Genomic DNA, 18,356 nt, shown 5'->3' with positions numbered 1-18,356 from the left:
CACAATAACCCCTCCATTCAAATTAGAAATCTAAAAGTCTTCCTCCGGAAGATGTCTCATCACCAGCAGAATGAGAATCCCTATCTTCCTGTATAGTGGCAGTAACCGCTCTCATCTTAGACCATTCCCTTAAGGCAAGTATTTGCTCTTCCTGAGTAACTGACAGCGGTACAGTATTTTTTATGGCATAGTCAAAGTCAGCTACAGTAACCGCCCTATTTTCATAGAAACTTTCAAACAAAGCAGAAATTACAGCTTGTTCTATCTCAGAACCGCTGAATCCATCACTAATTTCTGCCAAATGGGATAATAAATTATCATCAATAACTAAGTCACCTTTAACCTTATCTGAAGTTAAACGGCTATTTAAGTGAACTTCAAAAATCTTTTTACGTTCTTTAAATGTTGGTAAATCAACAAAGAAAATTTCATCGAAACGTCCTTTCCTTAAGAATTCAGGAGGCAAAACATTTATATTGTTTGCAGTAGCTACAATGAATACAGGTTTTTTCCTCTCCTGCATCCAAGATAAGAATATTCCGAAAATATGACTTGAAACTCCGCCGTCATTGCCTGCACTGACTCCGCTGAATCCTTTTTCTATCTCATCAATCCAAAGTATTGAAGGAGCAACGGATTCTGCTGTTTGAATTGCCATTCTCATATTCTGCTCACTGCTTCCGACAATTCCATTAAACATTCGGGAAATATCCATTCTGATTAACGGAAGACCCCACATTGAACTGATTGATTTGGCTATTAAACTTTTTCCACAACCGGGAACACCAGTTAGTAAAACTCCTTTAGGTGCAGGGAGATTATATTCTTTAGCTGAATCCAACCAAGAGCCGTCACGCTTGGCAAGCCAATTTTTAACGTTTTCAAGTCCTCCAACTTTATCGATACTCACTACATCATCAATAAATTCAAGCAATCCTCCTTTTTGGATTAGCTGTTTTTTCTCAGACAGCACTATAGGAATATCATCTGCAGTTAAAGAATTGTTATTGACAATAGCTAATGCAAATGCATTTTCAGCTTCCTGTAAAGTTAACCCCATAGCTGCCTTAACCATTTTCTCCTTATCATCGCCAACCAAATCTAAGGAAATTCCTGAACTTGTATTAAGTTCCAGCATACTATCCAAAACTTCTTCTATTTCTTCATATGTCGGCAGATCATAATCAACCACTGTGATTAATTTTTCCAGTTCTGTAGGTAAGACAAGTGTTGGAGATAGAAATATTATATTTTTAGCTATCTGGCCTTCTTCCAGGTCATTAGCTAAATCTCTGAGTTTTCTTATGATTGGAGCATTATTTTGATTATGAGAATCTTTAAAATAAATATGAAAATCCATAAAAATAAAAACGGATGGGTTAGAATATGTCTTAATAAAATCTAATGCATTTATTGGATTGGAAGTATTATCAATGACTTTGTTATTTTCAATATTGCAAATGCCTTCGGTTATTTTCCAAGTGAAAACTTCACGACTAGTTTTAATTAAATTAATATCACTGACTATGCTTTCTATATCTTCCAAAACACGATCTTCCTCATAAGTTGAAATATAAAGGTATGGAAACCTTGCTCTTAACAAATTAGATAATTCTATTTGAAAATCCACGTTATCGCCCTTTAATTTTTATTATTATTACTTTTTATAATTATTAATTAATATATTTATTCTAAACTCAATAAATGGATATTACTAAAGATTTTACCCATTAAACGCATATTTTTGCGTTAATTCTGGCATGAATAAAAATGTATCATCGTTTCGGTTAATACCATGATAAACATATATTAGATACTTTTATATGATATAGAAACATAATAATAACTACTAATATATTCTTGTTAGAACTATTTACAAAATGGTAAATATCAGTATTGTGAATACTTTACATGTACATCATTTTTAAATTATAACCTATAATTTTCTCTATTAAAATTAGGAATTGATTAAATGGCAAATAAAATATGTCCACGTTGCGGAACAGAACAGGATGAAAAATTTAAGTTCTGTAAAAACTGTGGAGCTTTACTTTCTAGTGAAACTAACGAAAATATAAACATTACAGATGAAAATAATTACAGTGCAAACGAAAAATCACCTTTCGATGATTTCATTAAAGAAGAAAAGGAGTATTCAGAAGCATTTATCAATGAAGACATTAATACTGGCAGTAGAACAACCGGGAATGCTAATAACAAGGATAAAGCAAAAATATGTCCTATGTGCGGGGAAAAAGTTGAAAATGAAAATTTCTGCAGCCACTGTGGAACCAAAATTAATGTAAGAGTCAAAAGATGTGTTAACTGTGGAACTGTAATCAACTCAGCAGCTAAAATTTGTCCAAACTGCGGATATAACATTATCCAAAAAGTACCTATCCTTGCAGCTGCGCTATCATTTATTTTTCCAGGATTAGGTCAGCTTTACAATAATCAAAATCATAAAGGGATAATTCTTATCATAGCTAATGTAATTTCTCTAATACTTATTTTTATAGGAATCGGATTTATTTTCATGCTTATAATATGGGTATATGCAATTTATGATGCATTCATGTCTGCCAAAGCCATTGATAGAGGAGAACCTACTGAAGACAAACTTTTAGGATTTTAACCAATGCGTGGTTGAAAATTACAATTATAATTTAAAATATGCATAACTATATTTTCCCATTATTATTAAATGGAGGAAAGAATCATGAAAACATGTCCAAACTGCGGCAGTGAAGTAATAGATAATGCTAAATTCTGTAATAATTGCGGATCTGAAATCAATCCAGATGAAACAAACAATAAAAATTCTCAAAACACATGCCCTAATTGTGGTCATGAAGTAGGCACAGGAATGAAATTCTGTGAAAACTGCGGCACTAAAATAATCCCAGACCAGGATGACATTAACAAAACTACATTCTGTTCTAATTGTGGCACCGAATTGAGCAGTGATGCGAAATATTGTCCAAACTGCGGAATATCACCAACAGAAAAACCAAACTATGGTCAAACTCAAAGTATTGTTAAATCAAATAAAAATCCCCTACTTGCAGCAATATTATCATTTTTACTCCCAGGATTAGGACAAGCTTACTTGGGGTTAATGAAAAAAGGAATAATATTATTCGTTTTAGCAATAATTGGTGGCTTTTTAATGTCAATAGCTATTGGTTATTTAATATATCTCATTGCTTGGGGTTATGCAATGTATGACGGATATAATTCCGCTGAGAAAATGAATAATAATGTTGAAGTAGAAGATACAATAGATTTACATAATTTATTCTAATTTTCTCCTATTGTTAATATAACCTTATTAGAAAGACTGTGTTTACAAAATTCTCAAACTTTGAAAAGTCCTACTTGTGTTGCCTATAGAATAATGAATATTACACCCAATATATTTAATCCTAATTTTTTTACTTTTAATTTAATGGAATGGTTTTGACATTAACGGTTGGCGTTTTGCTTTTGGTTTTAGTTTTTGAAGTGGAGTATTGCAATGGTTTCTGGATGTGGTTTTTCAATAGCTGATGGTGAGTGTTAATGTTATTTCAGTTTAAATAGTGAATTATCACAGTCCAAGTACTCGGCAGTGCCTGCATGAGAGGAATTTGTAACCCTGATTGTTTTCGGCTCCTTTAAAATGATATTGCCTGGACTGAGATATATTATCCTTTCGTCCTTTTTAAGCAGGAGATTTGTGCTTGCGCTGAAAATTGTCTGACCTGACTTAAAATGGTCAATCAGAAGTACGGACATTTTATTCCATTTTTCCCCGGATGTGATGTCTGACTGTGATATTAAGTCCCATACTGATTGCGAAAAGACCTTGCCTACAAACGGCTGAAATTTAGGGTTTTGAGTGGAAACTAACTTGTAATCCTCATTTTGCTTTTTGAATTCACAACCATCAGCTAAATATTTTGCACTCACTACTCCTTTTTTAACAAAATCCACTAAAACCACATCCAGTTCTGATTATATACACATTTATTACACATGATATTTAATTTTTGCCAAAGTTAAAATAATTCTTAAATAGTTATAAAACCAATATATTAACAATGAATTCTAGGAAAAGATTATTATGAAAATCAGCATGAAAAAGGCTTCTGTTACAATTCTTTTGATGATTCTGCTGCTTACAACAATCAGTGCAGTTTCAGCATCCATGTCAATTGAAGGAGGAAGCTTTTCAACCGACGGAGGTCTTGAAGACAAAACATATGCATCCATCAATGTCGGAGCAGAAAATGCAGGAAAGGATGTTATTATACAGATTTTCTACTCCCGTGACGGTTCAGCGCTTAACAACGGAAACATGGTTCCCGTAACCGTCAATTCAAACGGCTATGTCGAAGTTTCAAGTGCAGACGCATATAAATATTTCCCTGACCATGCCAAAATCAAATTATATGACAAGAATGAACATCTGCTAGACAGCCAGGATGTGGATTTATCCCCTACAAGCGGACTGCAGACATTCGGATCATATACTGACTATTCAAGCTCATCATCCAGCGGAACTGGTGGGTCTTCAGGCGGCGGCAGCACCAACTCATACCACAGCGGAACATCAGACACCTATGTTGGAAACAGCAATACCGGAAAATTCCACGCACCCGGATGCGGCAGCGTTGATAAAATGAAACCGTCAAACAAGGTTTATTTCTCAAGTCGTGATGAGGCAATAAGCAGCGGATATACTCCTTGTAAACGTTGCAATCCTTAATTTTTGTGTCATTGCGACACTATTTTTTTATTTTTAAAAATAAAATAATTTGACTTATCTTCTTTATAAATTTTTTAATTAAACTTTATCAATTTAGAGATTAAATTTCAAAAATCATTGGTAAATGGTCACTAAATTGGAGCCATTTCTCTTCCTCACCGATTTCCAATTCTTTGATTCTATCTGGTGCTGCGTATACATGGTCCAAGTGGAATGGTTTATCTAAATGCCTATACATGTAGAATGTTGCTTGGGATTCTTCACCTTGTTCTTCATTACTTAAATAATGATATGTATCCACAAGCCCCATTTCCCCTAATTTTTCTTTCATTTCAAAAACGTTGCGAGCATGAACATGCTTTAACCTTGCATCACAATTAAAGTCCCCGCAGATAATCATGTCTTCATTAAAAAATCCGGAATCTTTATGAAGCTCATAATATCTGGTAATTTCTTTGGGATATTCAGGAGTTTTGTTCTTTTTATTTGGATTTGTCCAGATTCCCAAAAGATTAAAGGAATTGTTAACCCTAACTGGGATGAAGTATCTAAGTCCATTATCCTCCAAGTCAACTAACTCCATATCTACATTATCACGAGCAAAAATCCCCAAACCTTTGCTTTTATCTACTCCAACCCAAAAATGATTGGAAGCGAATTCCTTATATTCTTCATTTTTTGATTCTAATGGATTTCCACACTCTTGTATAACGTAGATATCTGCTTTTTCTTTCATAATTTCATTAAACAATTTATGAAATTTACCATTGCAGTTCCAGGTTACGATTTTCATATAAATACTATAAATAATGTTACTAATATATTTTAATTGAAAGGTGAAAATGACCTAAAAGGAGATTTCATTTAATCTCTTTTATCAGTTCCTTCAATTCATGAATCTCTTCTTTGAGCTCCTCATTTTCCTTGTGTAAGTTTTCAATCTCGCCTTTAATGTACTCGTCCTTGTTCAAAAGGCGGTCAGTCAAAAATGATGAGATGGCTGCAGTAATAGTTGAAAATACGAACACTCCAACGAAAAGCAGGACTATTGCGATTATCTTTTCGGAGAATGTCTGCGGTGTCACGTCACCGTATCCGACTGTCGTAAGTGTTACGATTACAAAGTAGAAGTCGTCAAAAGCACCATAACTTGGCCCGTAGAGATAAAGGAGTATTGTGAAAACTGCAATTATCAGGACGATTGTTGCAATAATCTTGTCGAGGTATGTTTTTTCAAAGAATCTTTGAAGTGAATTTGAAAATCTCTTGAAGAGCGCGAATATCCTGAGGAATCTAAGGACTCTCAGGTATCTCAAAATCCCTGCCTGCGGTATTATGATCGGAAGAAGGGTGTCGAACGGTATTGATGCAATCAGGTCTATCCAGTTGCTTGCACTTTTTAGAAAAATAGATTTCGGCCTTGAAAGGTAGAGTATATAGAACCATTGGGCGAGAAGAATGATACAGACGATAAAATCGAATCTTGTGATGAACACTGCGATTTCTGATGGAAGGGAAAATATCATTTCTATTGAAATCAGTACAATGTCCAGTATTGTAATGGCCTGTATGGCAATCCATATTGCATAGCGCTTGTTTACTTCGTTTCCAAAAAGCTTCAAGATTTCACCTATACAGTTACTTTGGATGTTGATTTTAATAAAAGTAACTAATCACTGCCCTCCTTCATATATGATTGGAAAGCATCATCATCTGCAAATTTCAGCTTTTACAATATCAGTGGTTATTAGCTTTATAAGATGAAAATCTCTTTTTTTAAAAACAGTTAAAATTAAAGCTCTTCAATAAAAAGGCTGTTGCCGCATTGCCAGGCAAATGCCTCCTGGCCCAGAATATCATTGTTTTCCCGGAACCATTCCTTAAATATCATTTCGGGTGATGCGGAATCTGCAAACAAGGTTATCAGCAGCTCATCAAAGGACCTTTTCCTATAATGGGCCTTTGCCTCTGTGATATAGAAGTTTTCAAAGCCGCTTTTGATGAATTCATCTGTCAAATCATCGAGTAAATCATCTATTTTTAGGGCAATCAGATTGTCGTTTTCATATCTGTACAATGGCAGGTGGAATACGTACTTCCTTCTTAATTCGATTTTATGACATATCATTTAAATCAATTTTAACTCCAATTTCAGAAAAGATTTCTTTAACCATATCTTCATGAGTCATATTTTTTTCTTTCAATTCCTTTTCAAGATTTTGCATGAATTCCATTTCATTAACAGTTAAATACGGGAATGTTGTTCTGATTATTGGTATTTCATTCATTTTAATGGCCTCTTTGTCAATTTAATATTGAATCTTGTATTATTTATATATTTCATCAGCAAAATTTCCCAATTAACTGATAGATGACGATATTTCGTAAATTCCAAATCATTCAGTTTTAAACTTGTCGGAATCAATAATGCTCCTTTATCACCGAGTTTTGGGAAATGATTCCCAAGATTAATAAGTTTTTTAAATGTTGAATTTGAAATCATGATCCTAGATTAGACTTTGATATTTATAAAGTAGGCAGTTATTTTTGACTTCAATTTTGTAAATCGAGACAATTTTTTCTTTAAATAATATAAATATGAATTTAAATAAGAATTTGCTTCATTAAATAGTTATTTTCTAAAATTATATGATTTAAAAATAAATTAATCATTTTAAGGATTACTGGCATGTCTACCTGCCATATTATCTTTTGACTGGTTAGTTAAAATAATTTGAATTATTAAAACTGCCTTGAAATCCCATCTGAACTAAACAGTCTCATAAATTTTCCGCAATATCTTCCCCAAGGTCTGTCAAGCGGTAAAGCCTTCCGCGTTTTGCCTCTTCATTTATGCATTCCGCAACGCCTGATTCCTTAAGCTCGCGCAAAACCTTGGAGATGTGGTTTCTCCTGATTCCGGTTTCTGATGCAATCTGTGTCGGCATCTTCACATCGTTTTGAAGTGACTTGACCGCCTTTGCCCTATAGGAGGATATATTTATATAAGCATATTTTTTTAATGTTTCATCATTAATAATAACACATCCTAATACTACTATATGCACAAGTATTATATAAATTTTAATATCGATCCAAAAAAAAGAGTTGTAAAAAAAGCGCAGGCTACTGTCTGAATTTCCTTGAATCAAGCTTCAGGTTCTTATATGCAAGATCCTTATCGGTTTCGCGCCATTCAAGATTCTCGTTTAAGGCCTTCTTTTTTAGGACCTCAAGGCTGTGGGATTTCAAGCCGGACCCGCGATAATGCCAGTAATCGCCGCTTTTATATACGTTGAGAAAGCCTGTCTGATTGTTCCTGTCCGCATCAAGTGACTTTTCGGCGAGGTCCTTATCCAGAACCCTCCATTTCAATCCGTAAAGGCTTACCAATACCTCAAGCTCCCTTAAGGTATTCGCCTTCAGGGACTTTTCCCCGAACTGGTATTCCCAGCTCATGTCATCCAGCTGGTAGACGTTCATGAATCCTGAAAATTTCATGGTTATAACTATATTTTCATTCAATATAAATTTTTCAATCTGAAAGCAATAATTGATTAAAACTTATTAAATTACTTCAAAAGATATCATTAATCCCAATTCACTGATTGAATAAATTTAAATACTTCAATGGACAGATTAGGTATTATGAGTAATCTAAAAAATAGTCAGGATGACTATGAATATCCCCAATATACAGATTACGTTTTTAAAAAGACGGTTCAGAAGTATGCCAATGGCGTTTTGAAATTTTTGAATATACCCTATAAAATCCAAAACATCATACCATGACTGATAATGGAATGTCAAAAAAACTCCCAACAGACGATGACATAAGCCGATTCTAATGAAAAAATTGCAATAACATACGTTTTAGACATATTAAGCGCAAACATGCTTGATAATAATGAAAAAAACAGACTGATGGAGAAAACCAAGATGTTAATAAATCCAAGAGACGAATACTACAAAAACCAAGGAATAAAAGAAGGAAAACTGGAAGGAATAAAAGAAGGAAAACTGGAAATTGCAATAAAACTATTAAACAGAGGAATGCCAATGAAAGAAATAACAAAACTGACAGGACTAAACGAAACACAAATACAAAATGCAAAGTAACTACTCTGCCAGCTCATCCATTACCTTTTCCATTTCACTCAGATCCATTTCCAGTTTTCTCATTGCATACATCTTGCCGTTGAGGGCGGTAATATACATCTTGTCGACGGTGAAATGGTTTTCAAGCAGAAAGTCGAATGTTTCAAGGGCATCATGGTAGCATTCAAGCTCATTCAATATCAGTCCCTTTTCAAGAAGCTGACCCTTTTCAAGTTTCACCGCACGCTTCAGGCTTTCGGCTGCAACGTCAAGTTGGAACTCATATTCACACAGGCCCTTGCCGTAGTATGCATAGTCATTGTTTAATGCTTTTGCCGATGCATTAAAATACATGAGTGCATCTTCAAACTCATTTAATTTAAGGTGTGTTGTAGCAATTTTATTGTACAGTTTAAAAAGAATTTTTTCCTTACCTATAGATGGGATAAGCAGTGCTTTTTTGTAATTCTTTAATGCCTTTTGGTATTCGCCCTCGGAAAAATACTCATCGGCAGCATAAATGTTCTTCTTCAATTTCGGAAATGCATCAATTTCCTCTTTGGACTTCTCCAAAAGGGTTTTATTGTATTTTTCATCCTCGAAATCCGAAGACACAACAACTGCACGCAGGTAATACCTCAATGATTTGACAAAATGCTTCTGGCAGAAAAGCGCACGGGACTTGCCAATCAGTGCCTCGCCGTATTCATCATCATAAAAGAGAACCTCATCAAAACATTCTATCGCCTTTTTGTATTCTTCACCTTCAAGAAATCCTGTGCCCTCATCGAGAATGTTTCTGATTTCGATTTCCTTTAGGATATGCCTGCTTAAAAATGCCTTGTTGAGATTGGATTCATCTATTCTTTCTTTGAACCTGTCGCTTTCATCCATCCAATCCGTAGAGACTCCCTCGATTTCAAATCTTACTCTACTTCCATTTCTTTCTACATTTACTTCTTGCGGAATCATTGTTAATATATTAAAATGTGATAAGATAAATAGGTTTTGATGCTATGGGAACGCTTTCACATTGTGAAATCGGTTCTAAAGCTTACTAAAAAAAAATATCCTATAATAAAAACAGTACTTTTAAACGGGAAAAGTATCTCCATCTAAAAAAAATTATTTTAAAATAAGAAAATACATTTGATTATATATGCGTAAAAAATTGCTTGACTTTTAAAAAAAATAAAAAAGATAACTAGATTTTGAAATCTAGTTACGTGTTTTAATTTTCATCATTATTCTTGTTTTTTCCTTAACCAGCAACTACCAAATATAGTTAAAACGGCAGCTAAAAGATATGCTATCGGATTACCAGTTTCCTTGAGGGTCACTGGAGGTTCAGGAGTAGGTTCTGGTTCTGGTACAGGTTCGGTTTTGTTGGTAACCTCTACGGTAGCGTTATCGTAATTGTTATCCAAATTGGTTTCATTAACGCTTGTGGTTACATTAGCATAGTTGGTAATCATTCCTTCGGTCAATACTTCACAGAGTATATCCAAAGTGACTGATTCGCCTTTTGCCAATTCGCCGATGTCCCATCTGCCAGTTGATGCATCGTAGGAACCTTTGGAAGCTGAGTAACTTATGAACCTTACGGAAGATGACAGTACGTCATAAGCCACAACATCTCTTGCTGGGCTTGGTCCATGGTTAACAACCTCAATAATCCAGTGCATTTGATCTCCCACGTAGTAGGCTTTTTTGTCTGATGATTTTTTGAGTTCTAAATCACAGATTTCGGAAGCTTCAGTGGTATTGTTAGCTTTGTTGTTGGTTTTATTTGAATCAGGAGTTGAAGTTTTAGCTTCAACAGGGTTTGTAATGTTTCCAACGCTCAATACCTCGGTTACTATTGTGAGGGTTGCACTTGCATCACCATCAAGTTTGCCGATTGTCCATATGTTAGTAGTCTTATCGTATGTGCCTTCAGTTGCAGTGTATCCGGTGAGTTTCAGGGAGCTTGGAATGTCCTCTAATACTTCAACGTCCAATGCTGCACTAGGACCGTGATTAATTACTATGATAGTCCATGTTAATTCTTCACCAACATAGGCCTTTTTGGAGCTTACGAGTTTGATGATTTCCAAATCACAAACAGGTTTCACTTCAGTAGTGTTGTTTGCCTTGTTGTTGGTTTTATTTGAATCAGGTGTTGTAGAGTTGACAACGACTATATTGGTTTTGATTCCTTCGCTTAGGACTTGGGTCAATAAGGTAATTGAAACAGGATTGCCGGCGTTCAAATCGCCAATTGTCCAAATCACGTTATTTCCGTCGAGTCTGCAATTTTTAGGAACTTCAACCAGTTTAACACCGTCAGGCAATGTGTCGACTGCAACGACATCGCGTGCGATGCTTGGGCCATTGTTCACTACGGTTATGGTCCATTCAACAAAATCGGTTACATTGACTTCTGTTGCATTAACCATTTTAGTAATCTCTAAATCACAAATCGGGTTAACATTAGTTGTATTGTTTGCTTTGTTGTTGGATTTGTTTGAATCCGGAGTTGTACTGTTTGCGGAAACGACGTTGGTTTTGATGCCTTCTGTTAAAACTTTTGTAATTAATTTAAGAGTTGCAGATGCATCCATTTCCATATCGCCGACTGTCCAGATGCCGTTTTCATAGTCTCCGACTGATGGGACGACATCAAGTAGTTCAATGCCTTCCGGCAGGAGCTCTTTTACAACAACATCTTTTGCAGTACTTGGGCCGTTGTTTTTAACGACAACAGTCCACTCGACAACATCATTTACATAAACTTCGGTTGCATTTACGAGCTTGGTGATTTCCAGGTCACATACAGGATAAACATCGGTTGTATTGTTAGCCCTGTTGTTTGATTCGTTTGAATCCGGAGTAGTACTGTTTACAATAACAATATTGGTCTTGTTTCCTTCGGTTAGGACTTGAGTCAATAATGTTAATGAAATTCTATCATATGCTGGTAAAATTCCAATAGTCCAAATTACAGTATTTCCTTCAAGCCTGCAATTTTCAGGAACTTCAACCAATTTAACACCGTCAGGCAATGTGTCTTTTGCAACTACATCGCATGCGGCGCTTGGGCCGTTGTTTTTGACAGTAATAGTCCATTCAACAATGTCGCTTACATTTACTTCAGATGCATTGACTAATTTGACGATTTCAAGATCACAGATTGGATTTGCAACGGTAGTGTTATTTGCCTTATTGTTGGATTCATTGGAATCCGGAGTTGTTGAATTTACGACAACTACGTTAGTCAAAGTACCATTAGTCAAGACTTTGGTTACCAAAATAAGAGAAACTGGAGAATCGATATCTAATTCGCCTATCTCCCAGATCCTGGATTTTTCATCAAAACTTCCCGCTGATGGCGCTGCACTGATGATCGCTAAACCATCCTGTAAAATCTCTCTTACAACAACATCCATAGCAAGTGATGGGCCTTTGTTAACGACAGTTACATTCCATTCAACAGTTTCATTGACGTTAACACTTGAAGCGTTTACCAATTTGGTGATAACCAAATCGCAAATAGGCTCAACAACTGTAGTATTGTTTGCTTCATTGTTGGATTCGTTTGAATCAGGAGTAGAGCTGTTCACTACAACAATGTTAGTTATGTTTCCTTCACGGGTTACTTTAGTGATTAATTCTAAAGCAGCCCTTTTATTTACATCCAAATCACCTACATTCCAGATAAGATACTTGCCGTCGAATGTGCATCCTTGAGGGACGCTGAATTCGAGGCCATCCGGAATGGTATCATATACAACAACGTTTTCTGCTTTGCTTGGACCGTGGTTTACAACCTCGATAGTCCAAACTACAGTATCGTTTACATAAACTTTAGCAGGGTTAACTGATTTTGTAATTTCCAAATCACAAATAGGTTTAACTTCAGTAGTATTGTTACCTGTCTTATTATCTGTTTCGTTTGATGAGGCATTGACAGTGTTTAAGATAGTGCCGTTGGTCAAAGCGGTGAATACCACAGTGAAGTTGGCGCTACCGCCGGCAGTCATATTGCCATCGTAAACGAAAACGTAATCAGATTCTTTAGACCATTTGCCTGTAGAATCAATGTAAGAATTATATTTTAACTCTTTTGGTTTGAAGATCTCTGTGACTTTAACGTCAGTTAAATCACAGTCGCCGGTATTGGTTACGACAATAAGGAACCTTACAGTATCATTGACGAATACGACATTATCCAATGTGATTTTTTGGACAGTCATATTAGGCCTGTAGACTGTAGTAGTATTGTTTCCTGTCTTGTTATCTGTTTTGTTTGAAGAGGCATTGACAGCGTTTAGGAAAGTGCCGTTGGTCAAAGCGGTGAATACCACAGTGAAGTTGGCGCTCTCACCAGCTGTTAAAGTGCCGTTGTAAACGTAAACATAATTACCGGTCATAGACCATTTTCCAGTAGGATCAATATAATCATTATAATCTAATTCGCCAGATTTAAATATTTCATAAACAGTGACATCAGTTAAATCACAATCTCCAGTATTAGTAACAACAATTAAGAATTTGACAGTATCATTAACGAATACGACTTTGTCAAGAGTGATTTTCTCAACAGTCATATTAGGTTTGTAAGGAACGTGAGTGTTTGTAATGGTATAATTTCCGAGAGTGCTGTTGGTTACAGTTGAATTATATTTATCAACTTCTATTTCAGCAACAGTGTAGACAATCTTTTTGCCGTCTTTGTAGACAGGAAGGTCTGTGAAATTGCCTTTCCAGTTGTTGGCCTGATTTAAAACAACACTATCGATAAGTTCAACACCATTATATAACTCGACAGTAATTTCATTAGGTCTCAATTTATCCTTATCATCACTGTCATTCCAGACTTTAGTAACGTTAACACTTGTGTACTCAACAATACGTGTGTTGGTAATAGTGTAATTAGACAAACTAGCGTTAGTTACAGTGGAATTATAGTACTCAACTGTTAACTCTTTAATAGTGTAAACAATTGCACTACCATTAGCATAAACAGGTAAATCATTGAAACTAGCAGTCCAAACATTACCAGTTCCGCTCAAAGTAACATTAGCAGTCTCATTACCATTAGCAAGTAACACGAAAGTCACATTTTGAGGTCTGAAACCATCATGATCATCACTATCATTCCAAACTTTAGTAACATTCACACTTGTGAACTCAACAATACGTGAGTTAGTAATAGTGTAATTAGACAAACTAGCATTGGTTACAGTGGAATTATAGTACTCAACTGTTAACTCTTTAATAGTGTAAACAATTGCACTACCATTAGCATAAACAGGTAAATCATTGAAACTAGCAGTCCAAACATTACCAGTTCCGCTCAAAGTAACATTAGCAGTCTCATTACCATTAGCAAGTAACACGAAAGTCACATTTTGAGGTCTGAAACCATCATGATCATCACTATCATTCCAAACTTTAGTAACATTCACACTTGTGAACTCAACAATACGTGAGTTAGTAATAGTGTAATTAGACAAACTAGCATTGGTTACAGTGGAATTATAGTACTCAACTGTTAACTCTTTAATAGTGTAAACAATTGCACTACCATTAGCATAAACAGGTAAATCATTGAAACTAGCAGTCCAAACATTACCAGTACCACTTAAAGTAACATTAGCAGTCTCATTACCATTAGCAAGTAACACAAAGGTAACATTTTGAGGTCTGAAACCATCATGATCATCACTATCATTCCAAACTTTAGTAACATTCACACTTGTGAACTCAACAATACGTGAGTTAGTAATAGTGTAATTAGACAAACTAGCATTGGTTACAGTGGAATTATAGTACTCAACTGTTAACTCTTTAATAGTGTAAACAATTGCACTACCATTAGCATAAACAGGTAAATCATTGAAACTAGCAGTCCAAACATTACCAGTACCGCTCAAAGTAACATTAGCAGTCTCATTACCATTAGCAAGTAACACAAAGGTAACATTTTGAGGTCTGAAACCATCATGATCATCACTATCATTCCAAACTTTAGTAACATTCACACTTGTGAACTCAACAATACGTGAGTTAGTAATAGTGTAATTAGACAAACTAGCATTGGTTACAGTGGAATTATAGTACTCAACTGTTAACTCTTTAATAGTGTAAACAATTGCACTACCATTAGCATAAACAGGTAAATCATTGAAACTAGCAGTCCAAACATTACCAGTACCGCTCAAAGTAACATTAGCAGTCTCATTACCATTAGCAAGTAACACAAAGGTAACATTTTGAGGTCTGAAACCATCATGATCATCACTATCATTCCAAACTTTAGTAACATTCACACTTGTGAACTCAACAATACGTGAGTTAGTAATAGTGTAATTAGACAAACTAGCATTGGTTACAGTGGAATTATAGTACTCAACTGTTAACTCTTTAATAGTGTAAACAATTGCACTACCATTAGCATAAACAGGTAAATCATTGAAACTAGCAGTCCAAACATTACCAGTACCGCTCAAAGTAACATTAGCAGTCTCATTACCATTAGCAAGTAACACAAAGGTAACATTTTGAGGTCTGAAACCATCATGATCATCACTATCATTCCAAACTTTAGTAACATTCACACTTGTGAACTCAACAATACGTGAGTTAGTAATAGTGTAATTAGACAAACTAGCATTGGTTACAGTGGAATTATAGTACTCAACTGTTAACTCTTTAATAGTGTAAACAATTGCACTACCATTAGCATAAACAGGTAAATCATTGAAACTAGCAGTCCAAACATTACCAGTTCCGCTCAAAGTAACATTAGCAGTCTCATTACCATTAGCAAGTAACACGAAAGTCACATTATCAGGTCTGAAACCATCATGATCATCACTATCATTCCAAACTTTAGTAACATTCACACTTGTGAACTCAACAATACGTGAGTTAGTAATAGTGTAATTAGACAAACTAGCATTGGTTACAGTGGAATTATAGTACTCAACTGTTAACTCTTTAATAGTGTAAACAATTGCACTACCATTAGCATAAACAGGTAAATCATTGAAACTAGCAGTCCAAACATTACCAGTACCACTTAAAGTAACATTAGCAGTCTCATTACCATTAGCAAGTAACACGAAAGTCACATTTTGAGGTCTGAAACCATCATGATCATCACTATCATTCCAAACTTTAGTAACATTCACACTTGTGAACTCAACAATACGTGAGTTAGTAATAGTGTAATTAGACAAGCTGCTGTTAGTTACAGTGGAATTATAGTACTCAACTGTTAACTCTTTAATAGTGTAAACAATTGCACTACCATTAGCATAAACAGGTAAATCATTGAAACTAGCAGTCCAAACATTACCAGCTCCACTTAAAGTAACATTAGCAGTCTCATTACCATTAGCAAGTAACACAAAGGTAACATTTTGAGGTCTGAAACCATCATGATCATCACTATCATTCCAAACTTTAGTAACATTCACACTTGTGAACTCAACAATACGTGAGTTAGTAATAGTGTAATTAGACAAACTAGCATTGGTTACAGTGGAATTATAGTACTCAACTGTTAACTCTTTAATAGTGTAAACAATTGCACTACCATTAGCATAAACAGGTAAATCATTGAAACTAGCAGTCCAAACATTACCAGTACCGCTCAAAGTAACATTAGCAGTCTCATTACCATTAGCAAGTAACACAAAGGTAACATTTTGAGGTCTGAAACCATCATGATCATCACTATCATTCCAAACTTTAGTAACATTCACACTTGTGAACTCAACAATACGTGAGTTAGTAATAGTGTAATTAGACAAACTAGCATTGGTTACAGTGGAATTATAGTACTCAACTGTTAACTCTTTAATAGTGTAAACAATTGCACTACCATTAGCATAAACAGGTAAATCATTGAAACTAGCAGTCCAAACATTACCAGTTCCGCTCAAAGTAACATTAGCAGTCTCATTACCATTAGCAAGTAACACGAAAGTCACATTATCAGGTCTGAAACCATCATGATCATCACTATCATTCCAAACTTTAGTAACATTCACACTTGTGAACTCAACAATACGTGAGTTAGTAATAGTGTAATTAGACAAACTAGCATTGGTTACAGTGGAATTATAGTACTCAACTGTTAACTCTTTAATAGTGTAAACAATTGCACTACCATTAGCATAAACAGGTAAATCATTGAAACTAGCAGTCCAAACATTACCAGTACCACTTAAAGTAACATTAGCAGTCTCATTACCATTAGCAAGTAACACGAAAGTCACATTTTGAGGTCTGAAACCATCATGATCATCACTATCATTCCAAACTTTAGTAACATTCACACTTGTGAACTCAACAATACGTGAGTTAGTAATAGTGTAATTAGACAAGCTGCTGTTAGTTACAGTGGAATTATAGTACTCAACTGTTAACTCTTTAATAGTGTAAACAATTGCACTACCATTAGCATAAACAGGTAAATCATTGAAACTAGCAGTCCAAACATTACCAGCTCCACTTAAAGTAACATTAGCAGTCTCATTACCATTAGCAAGTAACACGAAAGTCACATTATCAGGTCTGAAACCATCATGATCATCTGTCATCGTCCCAAACTTTAGTAACATTCACACTTGTGAACTCAACAATACGTGTGTTGGTAATAGTGTAATTAGACAAGCTGCTGTTGGTTACAGTGGAATTATAGTACTCAACTGTTAACTCTTTAATAGTGTAAACAATTGCACTACCATTAGCATAAACAGGTAAATCATTGAAACTAGCAGTCCAAACATTACCAGTTCCGCTCAAAGTAACATTAGCAGTCTCATTACCATTAGCAAGTAACACGAAAGTCACATTTTGAGGTCTGAAACCATCATGATCATCACTATCATTCCAAACTTTAGTAACGTTCACATTCTAGTGAAATTAACAATACGTGTGTTGGTAATAGTGTAATTAGACAAACTAGCTGTTGGTTACAGTGGAATTATAGTACTCAACTGTTAACTCTTTAATAGTGTAAACAATTGCACTACCATTAGCATAAACAGGTAAATCATTGAAACTAGCAGTCCAAACATTACCAGTTCCGCTCAAAGTAACATTAGCAGTCTCATTACCATTAGCAAGTAACACGAAAGTCACATTATCAGGTCTGAAACCATCATGATCATCACTATCATTCCAAACTTTAGTAACATTCACACTTGTGAACTCAACAATACGTGAGTTGGTAATAGTGTAATTAGACAAACTAGCATTGGTTACAGTGGAATTATAGTACTCAACTGTTAACTCTTTAATAGTGTAAACAATTGCACTACCATTAGCATAAACAGGTAAATCATTGAAACTAGCAGTCCAAACATTACCAGTACCACTTAAAGTAACATTAGCAGTCTCATTACCATTAGCAAGTAACACGAAAGTCACATTATCAGGTCTGAAACCATCATGATCATCACTATCATCGTCCAAACTTTAGTAACATTCACACTTGTGAACTCAACAATAC

General features: G+C 35.0%; 17 protein-coding genes. 5 read left to right on the top strand and 12 right to left on the bottom strand.

What is annotated here, in order from left to right:
- Positions 1-22: 22 nt before the first annotated feature.
- Complete coding sequence (locus TL18_RS04500; RefSeq protein ID WP_067041955.1) at positions 23-1,630, bottom strand: AAA family ATPase; 1,608 nt, start codon at positions 1,628-1,630, stop codon at positions 23-25.
- A gap of 342 nt (positions 1,631-1,972) precedes the next feature.
- Here TL18_RS04500 and TL18_RS10715 point away from each other — a divergent pair, with 342 nt between their 5' ends.
- Positions 1,973-2,635, top strand: a complete 663-nt coding sequence (locus tag TL18_RS10715) for a zinc ribbon domain-containing protein (RefSeq protein ID WP_082706376.1) — start codon at positions 1,973-1,975, stop codon at positions 2,633-2,635.
- A gap of 84 nt (positions 2,636-2,719) precedes the next feature.
- Complete coding sequence (locus TL18_RS10710; RefSeq protein ID WP_156064586.1) at positions 2,720-3,304, top strand: zinc-ribbon domain-containing protein; 585 nt, start codon at positions 2,720-2,722, stop codon at positions 3,302-3,304.
- Between the two features lie 260 nt (positions 3,305-3,564).
- Here TL18_RS10710 and TL18_RS04485 read toward each other — a convergent pair whose 3' ends face one another.
- The gene (locus TL18_RS04485) at positions 3,565-3,975 is read right to left on the bottom strand and encodes a hypothetical protein (RefSeq protein WP_067041952.1); all 411 of its coding nucleotides are present in this window, start codon (positions 3,973-3,975) and stop codon (positions 3,565-3,567) included.
- A 130-nt stretch (positions 3,976-4,105) separates the two neighbouring features.
- Between TL18_RS04485 and TL18_RS04480 the strand changes: the two genes are divergently transcribed.
- Entirely contained in the window at positions 4,106-4,750 is a 645-nt protein-coding gene (locus TL18_RS04480) for an Ada metal-binding domain-containing protein (protein ID WP_067041949.1), read from the top strand.
- Between the two features lie 100 nt (positions 4,751-4,850).
- Here TL18_RS04480 and TL18_RS04475 read toward each other — a convergent pair whose 3' ends face one another.
- Entirely contained in the window at positions 4,851-5,543 is a 693-nt protein-coding gene (locus TL18_RS04475) for an endonuclease/exonuclease/phosphatase family protein (protein ID WP_067041948.1), read from the bottom strand.
- 67 nt (positions 5,544-5,610) lie between these two features.
- Positions 5,611-6,273 (bottom strand): ion transporter, encoded by a 663-nt coding sequence (locus TL18_RS04470; RefSeq protein WP_369814543.1) that lies wholly within the window; start codon positions 6,271-6,273, stop codon positions 5,611-5,613.
- Here TL18_RS04470 and TL18_RS11260 point away from each other — a divergent pair.
- Positions 6,209-6,340, top strand: coding sequence for a hypothetical protein (locus TL18_RS11260; protein ID WP_255354686.1), 132 nt, complete (start codon positions 6,209-6,211; stop codon positions 6,338-6,340). The genes TL18_RS04470 and TL18_RS11260 overlap by 65 nt on opposite strands.
- 202 nt (positions 6,341-6,542) lie before the next feature.
- Here TL18_RS11260 and TL18_RS04465 read toward each other — a convergent pair whose 3' ends face one another.
- The 4 genes from TL18_RS04465 to TL18_RS04450 form a co-directional block, all read right to left on the bottom strand.
- Positions 6,543-6,878 (bottom strand): hypothetical protein, encoded by a 336-nt coding sequence (locus TL18_RS04465; RefSeq protein ID WP_067041945.1) that lies wholly within the window; start codon positions 6,876-6,878, stop codon positions 6,543-6,545.
- On the bottom strand, positions 6,865-7,038 hold the full coding sequence (locus tag TL18_RS10975; protein ID WP_156064583.1) for a hypothetical protein: 174 nt from the start codon (positions 7,036-7,038) through the stop codon (positions 6,865-6,867). The genes TL18_RS04465 and TL18_RS10975 overlap by 14 nt, the downstream gene beginning before the upstream one ends.
- Positions 7,039-7,530: 492 nt before the next feature.
- The gene (locus TL18_RS11300; RefSeq protein WP_369814541.1) at positions 7,531-7,698 is read right to left on the bottom strand and encodes a hypothetical protein; all 168 of its coding nucleotides are present in this window, start codon (positions 7,696-7,698) and stop codon (positions 7,531-7,533) included.
- Positions 7,699-7,876: 178 nt separating this feature from the next.
- Positions 7,877-8,251, bottom strand: a complete 375-nt coding sequence (locus TL18_RS04450; protein WP_067041938.1) for a hypothetical protein — start codon at positions 8,249-8,251, stop codon at positions 7,877-7,879.
- A gap of 393 nt (positions 8,252-8,644) precedes the next feature.
- Between TL18_RS04450 and TL18_RS04445 the strand changes: the two genes are divergently transcribed.
- Positions 8,645-8,869: a hypothetical protein gene (locus tag TL18_RS04445; protein WP_156064580.1), complete on the top strand. Its 225-nt coding sequence runs from the start codon at positions 8,645-8,647 to the stop codon at positions 8,867-8,869.
- Here TL18_RS04445 and TL18_RS04440 read toward each other — a convergent pair whose 3' ends face one another.
- The 4 genes from TL18_RS04440 to TL18_RS04425 all read right to left on the bottom strand — a co-directional run bounded on the left by TL18_RS04440 (position 8,870) and on the right by TL18_RS04425 (position 18,319).
- Entirely contained in the window at positions 8,870-9,820 is a 951-nt protein-coding gene (locus TL18_RS04440) for a lipopolysaccharide assembly protein LapB (RefSeq protein ID WP_067041933.1), read from the bottom strand.
- 272 nt (positions 9,821-10,092) lie between these two features.
- Complete coding sequence (locus tag TL18_RS10970) at positions 10,093-17,442, bottom strand: Cna B-type domain-containing protein (RefSeq protein WP_067041931.1); 7,350 nt, start codon at positions 17,440-17,442, stop codon at positions 10,093-10,095.
- Positions 17,432-17,755 carry a Cna B-type domain-containing protein gene (locus TL18_RS04430; RefSeq protein WP_067041929.1) on the bottom strand — a complete coding sequence of 108 codons (324 nt, stop codon included), beginning with the start codon at positions 17,753-17,755 and terminating at the stop codon, positions 17,432-17,434. Before TL18_RS04430 ends, TL18_RS10970 begins: the two co-directional genes overlap by 11 nt.
- A 51-nt stretch (positions 17,756-17,806) precedes the next feature.
- Positions 17,807-18,319 carry a Cna B-type domain-containing protein gene (locus tag TL18_RS04425; protein ID WP_067041925.1) on the bottom strand — a complete coding sequence of 171 codons (513 nt, stop codon included), beginning with the start codon at positions 18,317-18,319 and terminating at the stop codon, positions 17,807-17,809.
- Positions 18,320-18,356: the final 37 nt, after the last annotated feature.

The organism is Methanobrevibacter sp. YE315, assembly GCF_001548675.1.
Taxonomy (GTDB): Archaea; Methanobacteriota; Methanobacteria; order Methanobacteriales; family Methanobacteriaceae; genus Methanocatella.
The sequence above is the reverse complement of the archived record's forward strand: the minus strand, read 5'-3'. Positions and strand labels throughout refer to the sequence as shown.

Bases quoted from the DNA above. Each gene is read 5' to 3' on its own strand.
- TL18_RS10715 (WP_082706376.1), top strand. From the start codon at position 1,973: ATGGCAAATAAAATATGTCCACGTTGCGGAACAGAACAGGATGAAAAA.
- TL18_RS10710 (WP_156064586.1), top strand. From the start codon at position 2,720: ATGAAAACATGTCCAAACTGCGGCAGTGAAGTAATAGATAATGCTAAA.
- TL18_RS04480 (WP_067041949.1), top strand. From the start codon at position 4,106: ATGAAAATCAGCATGAAAAAGGCTTCTGTTACAATTCTTTTGATGATT.
- TL18_RS04475 (WP_067041948.1), bottom strand. From the start codon at position 5,543: ATGAAAATCGTAACCTGGAACTGCAATGGTAAATTTCATAAATTGTTT.
- TL18_RS11260 (WP_255354686.1), top strand. From the start codon at position 6,209: ATGATACAGACGATAAAATCGAATCTTGTGATGAACACTGCGATTTCT.
- TL18_RS04465 (WP_067041945.1), bottom strand. From the start codon at position 6,878: ATGATATGTCATAAAATCGAATTAAGAAGGAAGTACGTATTCCACCTG.
- TL18_RS10975 (WP_156064583.1), bottom strand. From the start codon at position 7,038: ATGAATGAAATACCAATAATCAGAACAACATTCCCGTATTTAACTGTT.
- TL18_RS11300 (WP_369814541.1), bottom strand. From the start codon at position 7,698: ATGCCGACACAGATTGCATCAGAAACCGGAATCAGGAGAAACCACATC.
- TL18_RS04450 (WP_067041938.1), bottom strand. From the start codon at position 8,251: ATGAAATTTTCAGGATTCATGAACGTCTACCAGCTGGATGACATGAGC.
- TL18_RS04445 (WP_156064580.1), top strand. From the start codon at position 8,645: ATGCTTGATAATAATGAAAAAAACAGACTGATGGAGAAAACCAAGATG.
- TL18_RS04440 (WP_067041933.1), bottom strand. From the start codon at position 9,820: ATGATTCCGCAAGAAGTAAATGTAGAAAGAAATGGAAGTAGAGTAAGA.
- TL18_RS10970 (WP_067041931.1), bottom strand. From the start codon at position 17,442: ATGACAGATGATCATGATGGTTTCAGACCTGATAATGTGACTTTCGTG.